This window comes from Mycobacterium sp., assembly GCF_032159565.1.
Classification (GTDB): domain Bacteria; phylum Actinomycetota; class Actinomycetes; order Mycobacteriales; family Mycobacteriaceae; genus Mycobacterium.
The window spans coordinates 62,132-83,623 of the sequence record NZ_JAVHWR010000115.1 but is presented as its reverse complement, the minus strand read 5'-3'; the positions used below and the strand labels follow the sequence as shown (position 1 = coordinate 83,623).

Below are 21,492 nucleotides of genomic sequence, written 5' to 3'. Positions count from 1 at the left end.
CGAAGGTTAACGCACGTAGACGCCGTCCTCGCCCAGCCTTGATGCCGGATTCAGCAGCATCTCCGCCTCTGCGCGGTTCTCCGGCGCCTCGTCGTCGAGTCGACGGTTGCTCGCAGGCCGCTCGTACATCGGCTTGCCACCGGCGATCGCCGACGCCAGCCGTCGCTGCCCCGCGAACACCCGCGCGTTGGCCTGCTCCTGGTAGGTCGCCCGCTGCTCGGGATCGAGCGCCGCAACGAAGGCCTGCGGATGCACCAGCGCGATGACGCCCGACACGTGACCGAAGCCAAGGCTGGTGATCAGGCCCGCCTTCAGCGGGAACTTCTCCCCCAGCCGCAGCGTCTCGCGCACCCACACGAAGTGCTCGGAGCCGGCCAGCTCGTCGTCGACGCAGTCCAGGCTGCGGTTCGGCGGGATGACCCCGTCGCGCAGCATCTGGCACATGCCCATCATTTGGAACACCGCCGCGCCGCCCTTGGCGTGACCGGTCAGGCTCTTCTGCGACACCACGAACATCGGCGCACCGTCCGAGCGGCCCATCGAGTCGGCCAGCCGCTCGTGCAGCTCCGTCTCGTTCGGGTCGTTGGCGAGCGTCGAGGTGTCGTGCTTGGACACCACCGCGATGTCGTCGGCGCCGACGCCGAGCTTGGCAAGCGACCGGGACAGCAGCGAATCCTTCCCGCCCCGGCCCGCACCCAGAGCGCCGAGCCCGGGAGCCGGAATGGAGGTGTGCACACCGTCGGCGAACGACTGCGCGTAGCCCACCACGGCCAGCACCGGCAGACCCATCTTCAGCGCCAGGTCACCACGCGCGAGCAAGATCGTGCCGCCGCCCTGCGACTCCAAAAAGCCCAGCCGGCGACGGTCGTTGGCGCGGGAGAACTTCGAGTCGCTGATGCCCCTGGCGCGCATCGTCTCGGTGTCGGCGGTGGCCGCCATGTCACCGAATCCCATGATCGCTTCGAGCGTCAGGTCGTCGAAGCCGCCTGCGACCACGAGCTCGGCCTTGCCCAGTTTGATCTTGTCGACGCCCTCTTCCACCGAGACCGCCGCCGTCGCGCAGGCGCCGACCGGATGGATCATCGAGCCGTAGCTGCCGACGTAGGACTGGATCACGTGTGCGGCAACGACGTTCGGCAGGACCTCCTGCAGGATGTCGTTCGGCTTGTTCCGACCCAGCAGGTTGCCGTGGTACATGGTCTGCATCGACGTCATACCGCCCATGCCGGTGCCCTGCGTGCTGGCCACCATCGTGGGGTGCACCCAGCGCATCAGCTCGGTTGGGTTGAATCCCGCGCCGAGGAACGCATCGACGGTCGCGACGATGTTCCACACCGCCACTCGGTCCAGCGACGTGTTCATGTCAGCGCTGATGCCGTACACCGTCGGGTCGAAGCCGGTCGGGATCTGACCGCCGACGGTCCGCGACAGCTTCGTCTTGCGCGGAACCCGAATCTCGGTGCCCGCCTTGCGGGTGACCTGCCAGTCGCTGCTGTCCGGTACCGGCACCGCAACGGTGTGCTCCGGGTCGAACTGCACGAACGCGCGGGCGTCGGCCTCCGAAGACACCACGAAGGTGAAGTCCTTGTCGAGGAACACCGACACCAGAAGCGGTGACGCGTGGTCGGGGTCGATCGCCCCGTCGTCGACGAACTCGCGGATACCGGTCCGCTCCACGACGGCGTCGTGATAGCGCTCGACCAATTCGGATTCGTCGACCAGGTCGCCGGATTCGGTGTCATACCAACCAGGCTTCGGGTCGTCCTCCCACGCGATCAGGCCGGTGGTCCAGGCCAGCTCGAGCACTCCGGCGGCCGACAGTTCATTGTCGACCTCCATCTCGAAGCGGGTCCGCGATGAGCCGTACGGTCCCAGCTCGGCGCCACCGACGATCACCACCATGTCGGCAGGGTCGATGTCGAGGTCGTCCCACGCAGGCGCGGGCACGGCCGCGAAGCCACGCGGCGGCGACGGCAGCGCGGGAATCGTGCCGTCCTCGGATTCGGAGGAAGCGGCGGCCTCGTCCTTTTGACCCATCTCCTCACGGGCCTTGGCGGCCAGTTCGGACATGTCGATGTCGATATCGCCGAGCCCACCGGTCAGGTCGACCTTCAGCGGCGCCTGCGCGGCGGCCACCTTCGACTCGATGTTGCACAGCGCGAGCAGCATGGCAGCCATCTGCTCGGTCGAGTAGGTGGTGACACCCGCCTCCTCGACGGCACTGACGATCGCGTCGTTGGCGCCCATCAAGCCGGTGCCTCGGGTCCAGCCAATCAGTGCGTGCGCCAGGCTGACCCGCTGCGCCCACGACGACTCGGCGTTCCACCGTGTGACGACCGCATCGAGCGCGGACTTCGATTCGCCGTAGGCGCCGTCGCCGCCGAACATGCCGCGGTTCGGCGAACCGGGCAGCACCACATGCAGCCGCGACGCGATGTCGCGCTCGGAGCCGATGTGTGACAGGCCGCCGATCAACCGCTGCACCGCCCACAGCAGCACCTTCATCTCCATCTCGGAGCGAGAGCCGGCCTCGGACAGATCGCCCGCCACCCGCGGTGCCGCGAACGGGAACAGCAGGGTCGGCGTCTGTGCATCCTTGACGTGAACGGACTTCGGCCCAAGGCTTTCGGACTGCTCGTTGCCGACCCATGCCACCAGCGCGTCGATGTCGGAGTAGGACGCCATGTTGGCAGGCACCACCCACAGCGCCGCATTGAACCGGGCGTTGTCGCGGTACAGATTGCGGTAGAACTCGAGCCGGTTGTCGTCGAGTTTGGACGTGGTCGCGATGACGGTCGCGCCGCCGTCGAGCAGTCCGGCCGCCACCGAAGCGGCGATCGACCCCTTCGAAGCACCTGTCACGACAGCGATTTCGCCGCTGTAGCGACCCTTGCCCGGGTTTTCCGCACCTGCTGCGGCGCGGCCGAACAACGACGCGTGGATGTTGCGTCCGGCAGCCAGAGACCTGCCCTGCCACCACGAGGCCTGCTTGCCCACGACGTGGCCGGCGCCCTCGAAGCGCTGCGAGAGCTTCTGCCAGTTGGCGTCGACCTCGCCTTCGTCCATCAGCCAGAGCTTGACCAGGTCTTCGCGCGCGCTTGCCCACCGATCGTCGAACAGCACCGCCTTGCGGCCGTCGAACACCGGCGCCACCAAACGTGGCCAGTCCGAACCGAGTTCGGCGGTGACCAGATCAATCAACTCGGCGTCGCTCGTCGCCTCGGGAGTGGTGACCGCGTTGTCCAGCCCAAGCTGGTTCAACATCAGGCGGGCGGCCGAAGCCAGCACGCCGTCACGACCGGTGACCTGCTCGGCGAACTCGTTGAGCGCCGTCGAGTCCACGACACCGCCGCCGGCACCGCCACCCGCTGAGGGCAGCGCCACCGCGACACCGCGTCGGGCCGCCACCGACTGCACGGCGGCATCGACGACCTTGTCGACGGTCGCCGCGTCGGCCAGTGCGCCGTCGTGCAACCCGCCGAGGCCGCCACCGCGGACGCTGGAACCCTCGCGGGTGCCCAGCGCGACCTCCGCCGTGACGTGCTTGACCCAGCCGTCGCCGAGCATCCAGGTCTTCTTGACCCGCTCGGCGATCGCGGCTGGCCGCTTGCCGGACGGGCCGAGCACTGTGCGCAGCTGGTCGTTGATCGCGTCGGAAAGCACAGGACCGTAAGGCTTGTAGGTCCGGGCGAGCTTCGTCACCTGGCCTTTGAGCCCGGCCAGATCGGCTTCGGCGGCACCGTCGATGGCGCCGAGGTCGAGCTCCGAGCCGAGATCGACCAACAGCTGGTTACGTCGAGACGACGCACCGTCGGTGATCGACTCGATGGAGTCCAGCGCCTCGATCTGATCGATGCGCATCTTCGCCGACAGCGCGATCAGCGCCATCGTCGCATCCGACGCGTCGAACGCGATGTCGTCGGGTTGCGGAGCGCCGGCGGCCGCGACATTGGGGCTGGGAGCGCCGGCGGGCGCGGTTGCCGCAGCCGGTGCCGCTGCCTCGACGGGTTCGGGCGCCGCCTCCTGCGCGTGCGCCGGCTCGTCGTCGACGTCCTCGTCGTGATCGGGCGCGGGATCGGTGTCGGTCGCGAACAACACCGCGGCGTCGCGCTCGGAATTGAGCACTTCCGTTGTGCTGTGCGAGTACTCGGGCAGCTTGAGCGTGTTGGTGGCCAGGCCGGCAACGGTCGGCGCGGACTTCACGCCGATCTCGACGAACCGCTCGACCCCGAGACCGCCTGCCGCCTCCTCGATGAAGAGCAGGTCCTGCGTCTCGATCCAGCGCACCGGGCTGGCGAACTGCCATGCCAGCAATTCGATGACGACCTTGCGGCACAGTTCGCTCGGCTTCTCGTTACGCCACGTGTCGTAGTCGGCGAGGATCTCGTCGAGCGGCTCGGCGGGCACGAGATCGCGGATCTCCTGGATGAAGTCGCGGTCCAGCGTGAACGGCCGGGGCACCAGGTTCGGGATGTACTTGCCGATCAGCAGCTCAGGATCAGCGTCGCGCGGCATGACCCGCTCCAGCGACCGGCGGAAGTCGGCGACGCCGACCCGCAGCACGGAGGAGTGGAAAGGCACGTCGATGCCCGGCACCAGGATGAAGGACCGCTTGCCGCCGCTGATCTCGCGGCGTTTCTCGACCTCTTCCTCCAGCACCTCGAGACCGTGCACCGTTCCTGCGATCGCATACTGCGAACCACGCAGGTTGAAGTTCACGATCTGCAGGAATTCACCTGTGCGCTCGGAGATTTCGGCGACGAAGTCGACGATGTCGGAGTCGTCGAGGTCGATCTGCGACGGCCGGATCGCGGCCAGCCGGTAGTTGGACCGGCCGAACTCGTCGCGCGGGACGATGTCGTGCATCTTCGAGCCGCGGTGGAACACCACCTCGAGCAGCGCCTCGAGTTCGTACACGCCGCTGACGCAGGCCAGCGCGGTGTACTCGCCGACCGAGTGGCCGCAGGCGACGGCGCCCTCGACGAAGGCCCCCTGTTCACGCATCTCGGCGACCTGCGCGGCCGCCACAGTCGCCATCGCGACCTGGGTGAACTGCGTCAGATACAGCACGCCCTCGGGGTGCTGATAGTGCACACCGCTGGCGATCAGGCTCGTCGGGTTGTCGCGCACCACGTGCAGCACCGAGAAGCCCAGCGTTTCGCGGGTGAACTTGTCAGCGGAGTCCCACACCTTGCGGGCCGCCTTGGACCGGGCGCGCACCTCCATGCCCATGCCCTTGTGCTGGATGCCCTGGCCCGGGAACGCGTACACCGTCAAAGGAGCTGCCAGCTGTGCAGTCGCCGACATCACCAGATTGGACCCGACGCGCGCGGCGATCTCGACAATCTCTGCACCACGGTCGATTCCGACGCGATCGACCCGGATGTCGACCTCGTCGCCGGGCAGCACCATGCCGAGGAAGCGGGCGGTCCAACCGATCAGACGAGCAGGCGGGATGGCCCTGCCGTCGGTGGCCGTGACCACCTGCTGGGCGGCGGCGGACAGCCACATGCCGTGCACGATGGGCGATTCAAGCCCGGCCAGCAGCGCGGCGGCACGGTCGGTGTGGATCGGATTGTGGTCACCGGAGACCACCGCGAACGCGCTCATGTCCCCCGGTGCGGTGACGGTGACGTCGCGGCGACGGCGCCGTGGCGTGTCGGTCGCGTTGTCGGTCATCGCGCCGCCGGCGCGCGGCGGATCGGTGAGCTCGACGGCACCCGTGCGGCCGCGGATCGCGAACCGCTCCTCGAGCCTCGCCAGCTCGGTACCCTCTGCGTCCATGATCGTGGCCTGCACCGGGACCACGCGACCGACCTCGGTGTCGGTGGCGGTGAAAGCCGTTGCGGTGATGGTCAATCGAGCCGGAGTTTTCGGCAACTCGGCCAACAGGTGCGCGGCGTGATCAAGGTGCACCAGGCTCAGCAGACCCTCGACCAGCGGGAAGCCCTCGTGGGTGACGGCGGAACCGATGACCGAGAACACCGCGGGCCAGCAGAGGCCCACGAGCGCGTCGGGTACCACCGTGAGGCCGGGCGCCAGAGGCGCACCGAACGTCGCGGTCACGCCGGTGTGGTCCGCGACCTTCTCCGGATCCCAGTCGACGGTTACTGACGTTGTGTTGTCGACCACCGTCGGCAGCGCGTCGGGGCCGTCGGCGCCGGCGGCGATCGCCAGCACGGAACGCATCGCGTTCGACGCGTCGTCGACGGTGACCACCGGCATGCCGCCATCCACCGTGCAGGTCGGCAATGTGAACCGAATCTTGATCCAGGTACCGGAGAGCGGAACGCTCAGCGTGACGGCCTCGTCGTCGGAAAGCTCCAGTCGCGCGCCCGTCGACGGGTGTGTGGCACTGCGGTTTTGGTTGACCTGCCACTTCCCCGGCCCGCCGATGCGGTGCACCGGGTTGATGGAGGTGCGGCCCGCCCAAAGCACATCGGGCGCGTCGAGCACGACGGCCAGCGGGCCCGTGACATCACCGCGCGCCTGACGGCGGGTGACGAGGGAGACGGGCTCGGCGGATCCTGAATCGCTCCTCGCGTGCGCAGCCGATGCGAGCACGTCGTCGATCGACGCCTGCTCGAACCGGTCCAGCAGGTCACCGACCGGCTCGTCCAACTTGGTGATGCCCGCGACGGCCTGCGTGCCGGGAATGATGCAGACCTGGTCGGCGTCGTAGCGGGCGTCGTGGGCCTGCCACAGCGAGTCGCTGCGCCACCAGCGCCGCACGTCTTTGTCGATGACGGGCACGAAGTTGACCGGCTTGCCAAGCGTCTTGCACAGCTGAACGAAGAACGGCACGTCGGCCGGGTGCAGCTTGATGGTGTCGGCGTCCGGGTAGCGGCCCAGCAGCGCGGTGATCGCCTGGTCCGGCTTCTCCAGCAGCGCTTCGCCATTGAACAGCGTGTCGATCGGCCCGAAGTCCTTCGGATGCAGCCGGGCCTCGGCGCGCTTGAGCATCTCGGCGAACCGGTCGCGCCAGGTGTCGGCGAGCCACGGGCTGCCGGGCGCTGCGGTGTCGGCGGTGCTGTCGCCGTCGCCGATGGCCAGCTCGACATAGCGTTGCAGCCAGCCGAGGTAGGTCATCTCGCCGATGTCGCCGAAGTACGGCTTGCAGGTGTTGGCCATCGCGGCGATGATCTCGTCGCGGCGCGCGGCCACCGCATCGGCGTCCCCGGCCACCTCGTCGAGCAGCCGTCCGCAACGCGATGCGGTGTTGTCGATCTCATGGATGTCGGCGCCGAGCTGGCTGCGGCTGGAAGCCATGCCGCCCTGAGCTTTTCCGGCACTGATCCAGTGGTCGGTGCCGCCGGTCTCGACCAGCATCCGCTTGACCGACGGTGACGTGGTGGCCTCCAGCGTCGCCATCGCGGCGGTGCCGACGAGGATGCCGTCGACGGGCATCAATGGGAAGCCGTACGCCTGGGCCCAACGGCCGGAGAGGTATTCGGCCGACCGCTCCGGGGTGCCGATGCCGCCGCCGACGCACACGGTGATGTTCGACCGCGACCGCAGTTCGGAGTAGGTGGCCAACAGGAGGTCGTCGAGGTCCTCCCAGGAGTGGTGGCCGCCTGCGCGGCCGCCCTCGATGTGCATGATGACAGGCTTGGTCGGCGCTTCGGCGGCGATCCGGATGACTGACCGGATCTGTTCGACGGTGCCCGGCTTGAACACGACGTGGCTGATGCCGACTTCGTTCAGCTCGTCGATGAGCGCCACGGCCTCTTCGAGCTCGGGGATGCCGGCGCTGACGACGACGCCGTCGATCGGGGCGCCCGACTGGCGCGCCTTCTGCACCAGCCGCTTGCCGCCGACTTGGAGCTTCCACAGGTACGGGTCGAGGAACAGCGAGTTGAACTGGACGGCGCGGCCCGGCTCCAGCAGCTCTGTGAGTTCGGCGATGCGGTTGTCGAAGATCTCCTCGGTGACCTGCCCGCCGCCTGCGAGCTCGGACCAGTGCCCGGCGTTCGCCGCGGCCGCGACGATCTTGGCGTCGACGGTGGTCGGGGTCATGCCCGCCAGCAGGATCGGCGACCTGCCGGTCAGCCGGGTGAACTTGGTCGACAGCTTCACCGAACCGTCGGGAAGCCGCACGAGGGTCGGGGCGTAGCTGGACCAGGGCTTGGCCACCTCGGGTACCGCACCGACGGTGAACAGGTTGCGCTGGCCGCCGCGGGTGGCGGCAGGCACGATGCCCACGCCGAGGCCGCGGATGACCGGCGCCGTCAGCCGGGTCAGGATGTCGCCGGGGCCGAGGTCGAGGATCCAGCGGGCGCCCGCCTCGTGCAGCTCGTTGATCTCGTTGACCCAGTCGACAGGGCGCACCAGGATGGCCTCGGCCATCCCGCGGGCGAGCTCGACGTCCAGGCCGACGGCGTGTGCCCAGTTACCGACCATGTCGATGGCGTCCGATAGCCGCGGGGTGTGGAAGCCGACCTCGACCTGGACCGGGTCGAACATGGGGCTGAACACAGCGCCGCCGCGGATCTTGTTCTTACGCTCGGCTTCTTCCTTCTCCGCGATCTGCTTGCAGTAGAGCTCGAACCGCGACAACTGCTCGGGCGTCCCGGTGATGACGACGGAGCGCCTGCCGTTGCGAATCGACAGCACCGGCGGCAGCACGGTCCGGACGTCTTGTACAAACTCCTCGAGAAGCTCGGCGATGCGCTCGGGGTCGGCGTTGGTCACCGACACCATCGGCGGGCGGTCCCCGAGCACGGAGATGCCGCGGCGGCGGGCCACCAGCGTGCCCGCGGTACCGATCAGCTGCGCCATCGCCAGCAGCTCCACATCCTTTGCGCCCTTGGCCGCGAGCGCCTCGACCGCCAGCACGCCCTGTGAGTGGCCTGCAACGGCCACGGGCGGTGTTGCGGTCAGGTCCATGCCCTGGCGGCTCAGCGCGCGCACAGCGGCGATCTGGGTCAGCAACACGCCGGGCACCGAGACAGCGGCCGACGTCAAGTGCTTGGCGCTGGGCACGGTTTCCTCGGCCGCCAGCGAGCGGACCCACTGCATCGGGTTGAAGCCGATCGGCCGGACGACGATCAGCTCACGTGCGACGGGCTGCAGCAGGAGCTCGGCCTCCCCGACCAGCGTCGCCAGGTCGGCCTCGATACCGGCCGAGGACACCAGTTCCTCCAGCGTCTCCAGCCAGGCGCTGCCCTGGCCTCCGAACGCCACGGCAAAGGGCTCGCCCGCCGTCAGACGATCGACGAGGGCGTGGCTGGACTGAGGCGCGCCGGAATCATCGTCGCGGCCGGTGGATACCCTGTCATGTTCATTGATCGTCACGTTTCGTAATCTCCTCAGTGCTGCTTCTCGCACGTCTCACGCCGTACTTCGTCGTCTCTGGGCTGTCGTTGTCTGCGTGTGTGGACCGGCTCCCCCAGCGGGGTCACACCCGATTCGTCGTCGAATCCCCACGGCTTCGGACACATCCCGCCGAGCGGGCGGTCCGACGGCCCCTTGTGGACCGTCCCTCGGACACTCCAGCCGTACTAAGAGTGTCATAAGAGCAACCATGATCTTTCCGCCCTAAATGGTTACTGGCGAGTTCTACGCTCGGGTAACCACGAGTTGGGTAACACCGGCTTCAGAACCGGCTGAAGCCTTCCAAGACAAACGTCCTGCATGTAAGTGGTTACGGTCGAGTAGGCACAACGGCGCAGATCAAAGCATGACTGTGACCAAATCGTTATGTAAAAATTTTGCCTCGCCGTTGGCGGCGGGTTAGCCACTTCGGAAGCGACAACTCAACGAGATTTGTCTTGTCGCGCGCGCCAGCCACCTTGCAAAGTTTGCTGGCGTTTATTACTGATCGGTAAGGTTTAGTCCCATTGGCCGAACCGCGGCTTGAGCACGTGGTTGAGATCCACGCCGACGCCGCCGACGTTCTGCTTGTCGATCTCGACCTGATGCAGGTGGGCGGCGGGGTGCACGAAGCCCTTCGGGGAACCCCAGTTGTGCTGCCAGAACCAGGAGCCGAGGCCGTCTTGGAGGGCCCAGTCGATGGTTTTGGAGTTGGCGTAGACGCCCACCCGCTGATGGCCGAGCACCGTTTCCCAGGCCTTCAAATACGGCGCGACTTGCTGCTTGTACTGCTCATATGAGGGGTCGTCGTCGATCGACGCATAGATCGGTGCGCCGTACGAACCGCCAGCCGCGACGTGTAACTGCCATCCGCGCTTGGCGTGCTGAACGCCTGCGTTCTGGCCGCCGAGCCAGTCGGCCGTGTCCTGCTTGCCGTACTGGTAGCAGGACACGATCTTCAGGCCGTTCTGGTAGAGGTCGCGGGCTTCCGGCAGCTCGATCGGCTTGCCCAGCATCCAGGCGCCGCCGGGCCTGCGGTCGGAGACATAGCGGATAGCTCCGTGTGCGCCTGCGGCGCGAATATCGGCTGCCCTGATAACGCCTGCCGCATAGTCCAGCAGGATTCCCAGCGGCTCGGCGTTGGCCGGCGGTACGTGCATCAACGACGACACGGCTAGGACCGCCGGAGCCGCGGCCGCGTACTTCAGCAGGTCCCGCCGGGACACCGACCGCGGGACCGAATTGTGCGCCGACACGTGCCACAGGATATGTCAATAACCTCATAATTCACTCCAACGCCACTGGTCACGGGTGCATCAAAATTCCCAGAATTACCACGCGGCTGCCCGCGAACGGCAGACGCTAGCGGATGATCGCGGGGTGACCGCACCGCTGACCCTCGAGCCGTTCCGGATTGCAATACCCGACGCCGACCTGGCCGACCTCGAGACCCGGCTGGCCGCGACGCGCTGGCCCGAGCAGTTGCCGGGCACACCGTGGCAGCGAGGCGTGCCCGTCGATTACCTGAGGCGGCTGGCCGGCTACTGGGCCGACGGCTTCGACTGGCGCGCCCAGGAGGCCGAGCTGAACTCCTACCCGCAGTTCCGCACCCGGATCGACGGCCAGACGTTGCATTTCCTGCACATCGGTTCGCCCGAACCGAGCGCGCGACCGCTGATCCTGCTGCACGGCTGGCCCGGCTCGGTAGTGGAGTTCCTCGACATCATCGGCCCGCTGAGCAATCCGCGCGCCCACGGCCTCGACCCCGCGCAGGCGTTCCACCTCGTCATCCCGTCGCTCGTCGGCTTCGGCTTCTCGACCCCGCTGTCGGGGGCCGGCTGGACCGCGACCCGCATCGCGCAGGCCTGCACCGAGCTGATGGCGGGGCTGGGCTACTCGCGCTACGGCGTGCAGGGCGGCGACTACGGCTCGTTCATCGGGCCCGTCATGGGCAGCCTCGCCCCGGACCGAGTGTTCGGTGTGCACGTCAATGCGACCGCATTCGGATTCATGCCCGGAAAAGACCTGACCGAGGAGGACTTCGCGGCGCTGACCGACCTTGAACGCGACAAGCTGGCGCTGGGGAGGGCATGGGCCGCGGAGAAGACCGGCTACTTCAAAGTCCAGGGCACCCGGCCGCAGACGCTGACCTACGCGCTGACGGATTCGCCCGTCGGACAGCTTGCCTGGATCGTCGAGAAGTTCAAGGAATGGACTAACGCCGAGAAGGAGCTGCCCGAGGACTCGGTGCCGCGCGATCGTCTGCTGGCCAACGTTTCGGTGTACTGGTTCACCGGCACTGCGGGGTCGTCGGCCAACCTCTACTACGAGACCACCCACAACCGGGCAATGTCGGAGCCGTCGGGCGTGCCCACCGGCGTCGCCGTGTTCGCAGAGGATGCGGCCATCCGCCGATACGGCGAGAAATGGCACAACATCACCCACTGGAGCGACTTCGACACCGGCGGACACTTCGCCGCGATGGAGACCCCTGAGTTGCTTGTCAACGACATCCGGGCGTTCTTTTCGACGGTCACTCAATAAGCGGATTCGGCGCGGAAACGTGCGCTGAGCGCCGGTGAGCGCGCCGAAATCGCTGATGACGCTGCGGGTACACCGCGGAATTCGTAGGATCTGCCAATGCCCTCGGGGATGGCCGGCGCCCAGCAGCGCTTGGATTCCGCTGCCGTTGACGATCCTCAGATCGAGTTGATCGGCGTCCGCAAGGAATTCAGCGACACCGCGCATGCGAGGAGCAAAATCGGCCGGGGCCACAAGGTGGTCGCCGTGGAGGGCGCTGACCTCGCTGTCGGCGACGGCGAGCTGTTCGCGATCCTCGGCCCGTCCGGGTCCGGGAAGACCACCGTGCTGCGCATGGTGGCCGGTTTCGAACAGCCGACGGCGGGCACGATCCGCCTCGGCGGCGCCGACGTCACCGCGCTGCCCGCGCGGCGCCGCGACGTCAATACCGTCTTCCAGGAATACGCCCTGTTCCCCCACATGACCGTCGCCCAGAACGTGGAGTACGGGCTGAAGGTCAAGGGCGTGCCGGGCGACAAACGCCGCAAACGGACCTCCGACGCACTCGACATGGTCCGGTTGAGCGGCGAAGCGTCACGAAAGCCCGCGCAGCTGTCGGGCGGTCAGCGTCAGCGGGTCGCGCTGGCGCGCGCGCTCGTCGGGCGTCCCCGGGTGCTGCTCCTCGACGAACCCCTCGGCGCACTGGATCTCAAGCTCCGCGAACAGATGCAGATCGAGTTGAAGGAGATCCAGCGCGAGGTCGGCATCACTTTCGTCATCGTCACCCACGATCAGGACGAGGCGCTGACCCTCTGTGACCGGCTCGCGGTGTTCAACAACGGCCGCATCGAGCAGATCGGCGAGGCGCGCGACGTCTACGAGAACCCTGCCAACCGGTTCGTCGCCGACTTCGTCGGAACCTCCAACCTGCTCGACGGATCCGCCGCCGAAGCTCTTGTCGGCCGGCCGGGCGCCTACGTGATTCGACCGGAACGCATCGCGGTGTTCGCACGCGGAACCGATTCGGTGTCCGGCGTTCGGGCGGTGGACGCGACGGTGCTGGAGGTCATCTACGCCGGACCCACCACGAAGATCGCCGCGGCCACCGAACAGGGCGTCACGTTGACCGCGACCGTCCTCACGGCCAGCACCTGGCTACCCCCAGATTTACAGCACGGCACGCGAGTCACCTTGGCGTGGCCCGAAAAAGCCCTTCATCAACTGTCGAACGAGGAGTCGCCATGAAAGCAGTTCGGATCGGTCTCGTCCTCGGCGCCTGCGCCGCCCTGATCGTCGCCTGCTCTGGTTCCGAGGAGTCCGGCGGAACGGGCGAGTCCCCGCCGAAGTTGGAACCGCTGAGCTCGGTCGGCAACGGCGAAGGCCAGCTGAACATCATCGCGTGGGCGGGCTACGCCGAAGACGGCTCCAACGACAAGACCGTCGACTGGGTGACCCCATTCGAGAAGGAGACCGGCTGTCAGGTGAACGTCAAGCTGGGCAACACATCTGACGAGATGGTCCAGCTGATGCGCACCGGTCAGTACGATGGGGTGTCGGCATCCGGTGACGCGACGTTGCGGCTGATCTACGCAGGCGACGTCGCACCGGTGAACACGGACCTGGTGCCGAACTACGCGACGATCTCCGACTTCCTCAAGGACAAGTCGTGGAACTCCGTCGATGGCCAGATGTACGGCGTGCCCCACGGCTGGGGCGCCAACCTGTTGATGTACAACCTCGACGTCGTGCGTGATGCACCGAACTCATGGAGCGCCGTGTTCGACGGCGCCGACAAGTACAAGGGCAAGGTGACCGCCTACGACTCCCCCATCTACATCGCCGACGCCGCGCTGTATCTGATGAAGTCCAAACCGGATCTGGGCATCAAGGACCCGTATTCGCTGACTTCTGAACAACTCGATGCGGCAACCGATCTCCTCAAGAAGCAGCGGGAGAACGTCAGCGAGTACTGGTCGGACTACACCAAGGAGGTGCAGGCCTTCGAATCCGGCACATCGGTGATCGGCACGACGTGGCAGGTGATCGCGAACTTGATCGGTGCCGACAACAAGGTTCAGGTGAACACCGTGCTGCCGAAGGAGGGTGCCACGGGATGGTCTGACACGTGGATGATCTCGTCAAAGGCCGCGCATCCGAATTGCATGTACAAGTGGATGAACTGGATCACGTCCCCGGAGGTCAACGCGCAGGTGGCCGAATACTTCGGTGAGGCGCCGGCACAGACGAAGGCGTGTGAGCACACCAGCGAGAAGGACTTCTGCGACATCTTCCACGCGACCGACTCCGACTACGCCGCCCAGATCCATTACTGGACGACGCCACAAAAGCAGTGTGTCGACGGCAGCGGCGACAACTGCACGACCTACGACGAGTGGGTCACCAAGTGGCAGCAGATCAAGGGGTAGTACAGGCCGCCCCGATCTCGGCGCCACTACGACGCCGGATCGGGTTGGCCTTCCTTTTGATCCCGCCGCTGGCCTGGCTGGTGCTGGCGTATCTGGGATCGCTTGCGGTGCTTCTGGTTTCGGCATTCTGGGGCACCAACAGCTTTACCGGCGCGGTGGTTCACAAATTCACCACCCACAACATCGTGCAGGCGTTCAGCGACACGGTGTTCCGGGTCACCACGCTGCGCACGATCGGAGTGGCCCTGTTGGTCACCGCGATCTGCATCGTGCTCGCAGTGCCATTGGCGTTGTACATGGCCAAGGTGGCCTCCCCCCGGATGCGGCTACTGCTGGTGATTGCCGTGACGACACCGCTGTGGGCGAGCTATCTGGTCAAGGCGTACGCGTGGCGGATGCTGCTCTCGCCGGAGGGCCCGCTGGCCTGGGCGGGCGGCTACACACCGGGCTACGGACTGACAGCGACCGTGATCACGCTGGCCTACCTGTGGTTGCCGTACATGATCATTCCCGTGTTCGCGGCGTTCGACCGGGTGCCCGACTCGCTGATCGACGCCAGCTCCGACCTCGGCGCCTCCGACCTCTCCACGCTGCGGATGGTGGTGGCACCGTTGGTCTTTCCCGGCATCGCGGCAGGTTCGATCTTCACTTTTTCGCTGTCACTCGGCGACTACATCGCGGTGACCATCGTGGGCGGTAAGACCCAGCTGCTCGGAAACCTCATCTACGGCCAGCTGGTGACCGCGAACAATCAGCCACTGGCCGCCGCGCTGTCGATCATTCCGCTGGCGGCGATCGTCCTGTACCTGTTGGCGATGCGCCGCACCGGCGCGCTGGAGAACGTCTGATGCTCTCGAGCGGCGCGCGGCGTGCGGCCGGAGCCTGGACCGTGCTCATCGCGCTGTTCCTGTATGTGCCGTTGGCGCTCGTGCTGGTCAACGCATTCAACTCGTCGCGGACGTTCGCCTTCCCGCCGACCGGCTTCACCACGCGATGGTGGGTCACCGCATGGAACAGCGTGGGAATGTGGAAGTCGCTGGCCAACTCCGTGGTGGTCGGCCTGGGGGCGATGGCGATCGCGTTGGTGCTCGGCACCATGGCCGCATTCGCGGTGCAGCGGTACCGGTTCTTCGGCCGCGAGGTCGTCAGTTTCCTTGTGGTGCTTCCGATCACGCTGCCGGGCATCGTCACCGGAATCGCACTCAACGCGACGTTCACCTCGGCGCTCGGTATGACGCTGGGCTTGGCGACGGTGATCGTCGGGCACGCCACGTTCTGCATCGTCATCGTCTTCAACAACACGCAGGCACGCCTGCGCAGGCTCGGCGCCAGCCTGGAGGAGGCCTCCGCCGACCTGGGCGCGTCGCCCTGGCAGACGTTCCGCTACGTGACCTTCCCGATGATGCGCGGCGCCCTCGTCGCCGGCGCGATTCTGGCGTTCGCGCTCAGCTTCGACGAGGTCGTGGTGACGACGTTCACCGCGGGGCCGACGGTGCAGACACTGCCGATCTGGATCTTCGGAAACCTGTTCCGGCCCAACCAGGCGCCGGTCATCAACGTCGTCGCCGCGGCGCTGACGCTGGTGGCGATCATCCCGGTATGGCTGGCCCAGCGATTCGGCGGTGACCCCGCAACGACGCGCCTGTGAGCTAATAGGCCGTGGGCTTCCACCAAACGACGGTACCGGCGGCGTAGTCCGAGACGGCGGACACCATATGCCCTTGCAGTCCGTTGTCGAGCTGGTGTGCGACAGCGGCGATGCCGAGCTCACGGTAGTCCTGGATGAGCGTTGTCACGTCGTCCATCTCGCCCGGCGTGGGCACGTATCCGGCCCCGTAGCGAGTGGCGACGGACTCGTCCAGCACGGCGACCAGCGCGGCCGCCAGCTGGTCGAATGTGCCGCTGGTCGAATCGACGACCCGCAGGATCATTTGCACATACGAGAGCTGATCGGTCGAACGGGTGACGATGTCGGCCATCTGCGGATCCACGAGGGCAATCGAATTCTCGATGAGCTCGGCAAGCCCGCACTCCATCAGCCTTCGGGCCTCGTCACAGCCGGGATCGAGGTCGAGCGCGGCGGCGGTGCGCGTCTCGTGGGCCGTGCTTCCGAGGATCGCCTGCTGGACGCCCAAGATGGCCGCCAGGTCGTGGCCCTCCCGCATGCGAGCGAAGAACTCGGCGATGTGGGAGGAGTTGAAGCCCTTGCGCAGAAGCTGGTTAATGGTTCTCAGCTGCGACAGGTGGTAGTCGTCGTAGAACGCCGAGCGACCCTGCCGACGTGGAGGGTCGAGCAGGCCGCGCTCCCGGTACGCGCGGATGTTGCGTGAGCTAACCCCCGACATCCGGGCGAGGTCGTCGAGTCGGTACTCAGCCAACCCAACGCACCAAACGCCGACGGGGGCGGCCACCTCGCATGCAGACACTGTAATACCGAAATCGCGTTTTCGAGCGAAGTCGTGATCGTTTCAATCAGAAATTCACAATTAGGTTAGCCACGCCGTTCATCTGCCTGTTTGGCCCATTCGTGATTCACATCACCACACAAATATGCGATTACAGCCAACTTCGCGGGCTGGACGTCAGGTATTCCCCCGCGGCGGGTGAGTGATCTCACCGGTAATGAATTGGCGTGGCGGCGGCCCACTGCGGGACCATGGACAAGCCGGTCATTAAGACAAAATCAGCTATGAGAGGTTCCGCGTGCGTCCCTGGATTGTTTGGGCCACCGGACTCTTGGCATACATCGTCGCCGTGCTCGACCGCACCACGCTCGGAGTATCGGGCCTGGAGGCCGCCGACAGGTTCACCGCCAGCCCCGGCGTGCTCTCGTCGTTCGTCGTCCTGCAGATCGTCGTCTACGCGGGCGCACAGGTCCCAGCAGGCCTGCTACTGGACAGGTTCGGCTCCAAGGCCCTGATCCTGTCCGGCGCGACGCTGATGGCGGCAGGCCAGTTGACGCTGGCGTTCACCGAGTCGCTGCCCGCGGCGATCGCAGCCCGCGCGGTGGTCGGGCTCGGCGACGCCGTCACATTCATCTCGGTGTTGAGGCTGGTGCCCCATTGGTTCGAGCCGAGGCAAGTTCCGCTGGTGACGCAGCTGACCGGCATCTGCGGCCAACTCGGCCAGGTGCTGTCGGCCGTCCCGTTCCTGGCGCTGCTCGCGGGAGAGGGCTGGACGACGGCCTACGTATCGGTAGTCGCGCTCGGCGTGGTGTCGATCGCGCTGACGCTGGCTCTGGTCAAGAACACCCCGAACGGTGAAGTGGCAGACCCGCCGTCGAGTTCCGTTCGCGAGGTGTGGGCGAGCGTGAAGACCGTCTGGCTGAGGCCCGGCACCCGACTGGGCTTCTTCACACACATGGGGACCCAGTTCTCGGTGACCGCCTTCGCGTTGATGTGGGGCGTGCCCTACCTGACCGTCGGGCAGGGTTTGTCGATCCACGCCGCGGGGACGCTGCTGAGCCTGTCGGTCGTCGCGGCGATCGTCGCGGGCATTCTGATCGGCATCTTCACCGGGCGCCGTCCGCATCGGCGGTCACGTCTGGTGCTGGCCATCATGGCGAGCAACGCCGCGATATGGACGGTCGTGTTGGCGCTGCCGACCGCAGCACCACTGTGGCTGCTGGCGCTGCTTGTCATCGTCATCTCGGTGGGCGGTCCGGGTTCGATGGTCGGCTTCGACTTCGCCCGCACGTTCAATCCCAGCGCCACCCTCGGCACCGCCCAGGGCATGGTCAACATGGGCGGCTTCCTGGCCTCGCTGCTGGTGATGCAGACGATGGGCCTGGTGATCGGCGCGGTCGGCGGCTACTCGTTCGAGTCGTTCCGGCTCGCGTGGACCGTTCAATACGCGATCTGGGCGCTGGCGACCATCGGCATCCTCGTCACCCGCAAGAAGGCCCGCAGACTGATGCGACAGCAGCCGGATCTGTTGGAGAGCTTCGACACTCACGCAGCAGAACCGGCGCCTGCGCGCTGATCCCGCTACCGGTTGCGGCTGCTGACCCGCCGGTTGGCCTTCTTGATCGCCTCGACCAATTGGCCCTTTGTCATGCTGGAACGACCCGGGATGTCCAGCCGCCGTGCGACATCCATCAGATGGGTCTTCGACGCGTTGGCGTCCACGCCTTCCGCCGAGGATCCCTTCGCGTTCGGGCCGCCGCTGCGGGCGCGCGCGTCGGACGGACCCTTCTGCTTCTTCGGCTCCCAGTGGTCGCCCACCTTCTCGAAGCTGTGCTTCAGAGCGCTGTAGGCCACCCGGTGCGCACGCTCACCCTCGCCGTACTCCTCGGCGGCCGCATCGTGCGCCTTCGCGAATGTCCGCTGCGCCTTCGCGGACGACTTCTGCAGCGTGCTCGGCAACTCGTTCTTCTTGGCGGTGCCGCGTGATGTCGTCTTCGGCATAGCCTGCTCCTTCGTCGAACTACGAGTGAGAGAGCCGCCGAAGTCGCATCGTTGATGATTGCCTGCCCCTGAAGAACGGCGGCCGCTTCTTGACCAGACCCCTCGGCTGCTCGCCATCGCGAGACTGTGGTGCCGCTCACACCACGATGCGACCTCGACGACTACGCAGAGGGCTTACCCGAGGGGCCATTCGCTAAACGCTCTGCGATGGCCGCCTCGGCGTGCCGGTAGCCCAGCAGTTCGTAGCCGACGACGGTCACCGCGGGCGCGAGCATAACGATCAACAGTGCGTTGGCCATCGACATGCCCCTGCCGACGAGGACGACGGCCGCGATCAGCACCACGACGGTCAGCACGACGAGCAACAGATGGAACGCGTCGCGCGCCCGCACCAACCACAGGTAGAGCAGATAGACCGCGGCGATGTAGACCGCCACGGGTATCGCCACCGACAGCACAGTGCCCACCGCGCCGAGCTTCGAATGGTGCTCCACGTAGTAGGCGGCGGCGTGCAACCCGGCGCCGGTGCCGACAATCGCCCCGAACACCACGAGATGCAGGTATCCGAACCGGAAGGACAGTTCGCGTCGGGCATGCAGCAGTTGCGACTGCGGCACGATGAAGTACACCCACCACATGCCGAACGTCAGACCGGTACCCGCAACCGCGACCAGGACAGCCGCCATACTCCAGCCCTGCGCCGAGACAACCGCCGACAACGATGCAACGGTGCCTACCACGCCCTCGCCGAGCGCGATGATAGTGAGCAGCGAATAACGTTCGGCGATGTGATGGGCGTGCCACGGGGTGCCGCCCATCCGCCGCTCGGCAAGCCACGGCCCGAACATCTCGAAAGTCACCAACACGGCCGACCACGCGAACGTCGCGACGACCGACGTGCTGACCACGATCATGACGATCCAGCCGATCTGCGCGACGGTGACGACGGTGGCATAGGTAAGGCACGCCGCACGTCGCTGTGGATCCTGTTTGGCGGCGCGTAACCACTGGGTCACCAACGCGATCCGCATCACGACATAGCCGGCCACCATCACCCGGTTGTCGACGTGCTCGCCCTCGGCGACGGTGGCGTACATGGCGGGGATACCGAGCGCGAGGATGATGACGCCGACCATCTGCAGCATCGTGGTCAGGCGGTAGATCCAGTCGTCGGTGTCGTAGGCCGACGCGAACCAGCTGAAATTGATCCACGCCCAGCAGATGGCGAAGGTCGCGAATGCGAACCCGGCCAGCCCCGCGCCCACGTGGTCCTCGGCGAGCGCATGCGCGAACTCCGAGGCCGAGATGCCGAAGCCGATCACGAACGTAAGGTCGAACAGCAACTCCAGCGGCGTGGCGACCCGGTGCGTCTCTTCGGGGTCGCGGCCGGACATCTTGCGGATGCGGTGCACCTCGACCCTTCCGGGATGTGACTCGACTCCACTCATGACCTGCAGAGTTTGCCCAGCCGGCGCGGCACTGTCCAGGCACTCGCCCGCCGCCGACAACGACGCGTTGCCTGCCGGCACGGACCTACGGCCGCCGAGATTCGGTGTGCCGCTCTTCAGCGAGCGCCGCAGAAAGAGGTAGTCGACTACTCATGCCGTCGCGGCCGGCGCTTTGCATCATCGACCTCAGAGGGTCGGATGAGATGGAAGGCAGGCCGCGATGTCGGAACAATTCACGATCACGCTGCTGGGTGATTTCGAGGTCTATCGCGACGGACAGCTGCTCGACCTGCCGCCGTCGTGCCAGCGACTGATTGCGCTCGCCGTTCTGAAACGCCGGGCGGTGCCCCGCAGTTGGCTGTGCCGGACGCTGTGGCCGACCACGCGGCCCGATCGCGCGACGGCCAGGCTGCGCACCACGTTGTGGCGGCTGCGTCCCATGGGCGCCGAAGCCCTGCTGACCATCACACCGCAATCGATCGGCATCTCACCCGACGTGTTGGTGGATTGGTATGACTCGGTGGATCTGATCGGCGAACTGCTGGGTCATTGCGGACCCTCGCGGCCGGACAGGGACCTCGCCGCCGAGCTGCTGCCCCTGCTGCGAGGGGGTGCCCTGCTGGACGGGTGGACCGACGACTGGAACGCATACGCCCGCGACACGTATCGCGAGCTGAGGCTCGATGCCCTCGAAACACTTATGGGGGCACGCGCGCAGAACGGGTAGCGCACTACTCGTGCGTGTCGCTGTGAACAATTCCTACGCTTACATCGTCAAATAGATACACACAGATGGGAATGAAGAAGGCCATGACCGCTCTACTCGTGATCAGCCTGAGCCTCGCGGCGACGCTCGTCGCGGGCGGCGTGCACGAGTTGCAGTTGCGGCTCGAGCGCTGGGACTACGAGCGGCACGCAGAGGATTAGCCTCGGCTGAGTGGACGAACTCACCGACGAGGTCGTCGCTTTCATCTCCGAGGGCACCCGGCCCGGAAAGCTCGGTTACACCGCATCCGACAGCCGCCCGCTGGTTGCGCCCGTCTGGTTTGTCGTTGACAACGGCGAGCTGGCCTTCAACACCGGCAAGAACACCGCCAAAGGCCGTGCACGGGCTCGTGACCCGCGGGCGGTGATCTGCGTGGACGACGACCGGCCGCAGTATTCGTTCGTGCAGGTGCAGGGCATCGTGTCGGTGAGTGAGGACCCGCAGCTTCTGGTCGACATCGCCACCCGCACCGGCGCTCGCTACATGGGGGCCGACCTGGCCGAGGAGTACGGCCGACGCAACAGCGTGCCGGGCGAACTGGCCGTCCGGTTGCGGCCCACGAAGGTGCTCAAGGCGTTCGGCCTGGCCGAATAACCCGTTGCGTCACGGCAGCT

13 protein-coding genes are annotated in these 21,492 nt (G+C 66.6%); 8 read left to right on the top strand and 5 right to left on the bottom strand.

Annotated elements, in window-relative coordinates; all coding sequences use genetic code 11:
- Positions 1 to 6: 6 nt before the first annotated feature.
- Positions 7 to 9,294 (bottom strand): fatty acid synthase subunit beta domain-containing protein, encoded by a 9,288-nt coding sequence (locus QOC76_RS14515; RefSeq protein ID WP_526357536.1) that lies wholly within the window; start codon positions 9,292 to 9,294, stop codon positions 7 to 9.
- 536 nt (positions 9,295 to 9,830) lie between these two features.
- Positions 9,831 to 10,568 (bottom strand): glycoside hydrolase domain-containing protein, encoded by a 738-nt coding sequence (locus QOC76_RS14510; RefSeq protein ID WP_526357535.1) that lies wholly within the window; start codon positions 10,566 to 10,568, stop codon positions 9,831 to 9,833.
- A 124-nt stretch (positions 10,569 to 10,692) separates the two neighbouring features.
- Between QOC76_RS14510 and QOC76_RS14505 the strand changes: the two genes are divergently transcribed.
- The 5 genes from QOC76_RS14505 to QOC76_RS14485 all read left to right on the top strand — a co-directional run bounded on the left by QOC76_RS14505 (position 10,693) and on the right by QOC76_RS14485 (position 15,906).
- Entirely contained in the window at positions 10,693 to 11,856 is a 1,164-nt protein-coding gene (locus QOC76_RS14505; protein ID WP_526357534.1) for an alpha/beta fold hydrolase, read from the top strand.
- Positions 11,857 to 11,952: 96 nt separating this feature from the next.
- Positions 11,953 to 13,077, top strand: coding sequence for an ABC transporter ATP-binding protein (locus QOC76_RS14500; protein ID WP_526357533.1), 1,125 nt, complete (start codon positions 11,953 to 11,955; stop codon positions 13,075 to 13,077).
- A complete protein-coding gene (locus QOC76_RS14495; protein ID WP_526357532.1) occupies positions 13,074 to 14,258 on the top strand; it encodes an ABC transporter substrate-binding protein in 1,185 nt (394 codons plus the stop codon). Before QOC76_RS14500 ends, QOC76_RS14495 begins: the two co-directional genes overlap by 4 nt.
- Positions 14,237 to 15,106, top strand: coding sequence for an ABC transporter permease (locus QOC76_RS14490; protein ID WP_526357531.1), 870 nt, complete (start codon positions 14,237 to 14,239; stop codon positions 15,104 to 15,106). The genes QOC76_RS14495 and QOC76_RS14490 overlap by 22 nt, the downstream gene beginning before the upstream one ends.
- Positions 15,106 to 15,906, top strand: coding sequence for an ABC transporter permease (locus QOC76_RS14485; RefSeq protein ID WP_526357530.1), 801 nt, complete (start codon positions 15,106 to 15,108; stop codon positions 15,904 to 15,906). The genes QOC76_RS14490 and QOC76_RS14485 overlap by 1 nt, the downstream gene beginning before the upstream one ends.
- A 1-nt stretch (position 15,907) precedes the next feature.
- On the opposite strand, the gene QOC76_RS14480 is transcribed toward QOC76_RS14485, so the two are convergent.
- The gene (locus QOC76_RS14480; RefSeq protein WP_526357529.1) at positions 15,908 to 16,636 is read right to left on the bottom strand and encodes a MerR family transcriptional regulator; all 729 of its coding nucleotides are present in this window, start codon (positions 16,634 to 16,636) and stop codon (positions 15,908 to 15,910) included.
- A 325-nt stretch (positions 16,637 to 16,961) separates the two neighbouring features.
- On the opposite strand from QOC76_RS14480, the gene QOC76_RS14475 reads away from it, so the two are divergent.
- On the top strand, positions 16,962 to 18,239 hold the full coding sequence (locus QOC76_RS14475; RefSeq protein ID WP_526357528.1) for an MFS transporter: 1,278 nt from the start codon (positions 16,962 to 16,964) through the stop codon (positions 18,237 to 18,239).
- A gap of 5 nt (positions 18,240 to 18,244) precedes the next feature.
- On the opposite strand, the gene QOC76_RS14470 is transcribed toward QOC76_RS14475, so the two are convergent.
- On the bottom strand, positions 18,245 to 18,664 hold the full coding sequence (locus tag QOC76_RS14470) for a ChaB family protein (RefSeq protein ID WP_526357527.1): 420 nt from the start codon (positions 18,662 to 18,664) through the stop codon (positions 18,245 to 18,247).
- A 161-nt stretch (positions 18,665 to 18,825) separates the two neighbouring features.
- The gene (locus tag QOC76_RS14465; protein WP_526357526.1) at positions 18,826 to 20,112 is read right to left on the bottom strand and encodes a low temperature requirement protein A; all 1,287 of its coding nucleotides are present in this window, start codon (positions 20,110 to 20,112) and stop codon (positions 18,826 to 18,828) included.
- Positions 20,113 to 20,332: 220 nt separating this feature from the next.
- Between QOC76_RS14465 and QOC76_RS14460 the strand changes: the two genes are divergently transcribed.
- Complete coding sequence (locus QOC76_RS14460) at positions 20,333 to 20,839, top strand: AfsR/SARP family transcriptional regulator (protein WP_526357525.1); 507 nt, start codon at positions 20,333 to 20,335, stop codon at positions 20,837 to 20,839.
- 210 nt (positions 20,840 to 21,049) lie between these two features.
- Positions 21,050 to 21,472 carry a PPOX class F420-dependent oxidoreductase gene (locus QOC76_RS14455; RefSeq protein ID WP_526357524.1) on the top strand — a complete coding sequence of 141 codons (423 nt, stop codon included), beginning with the start codon at positions 21,050 to 21,052 and terminating at the stop codon, positions 21,470 to 21,472.
- The last annotated feature ends 20 nt before the right edge of the window (positions 21,473 to 21,492 follow it).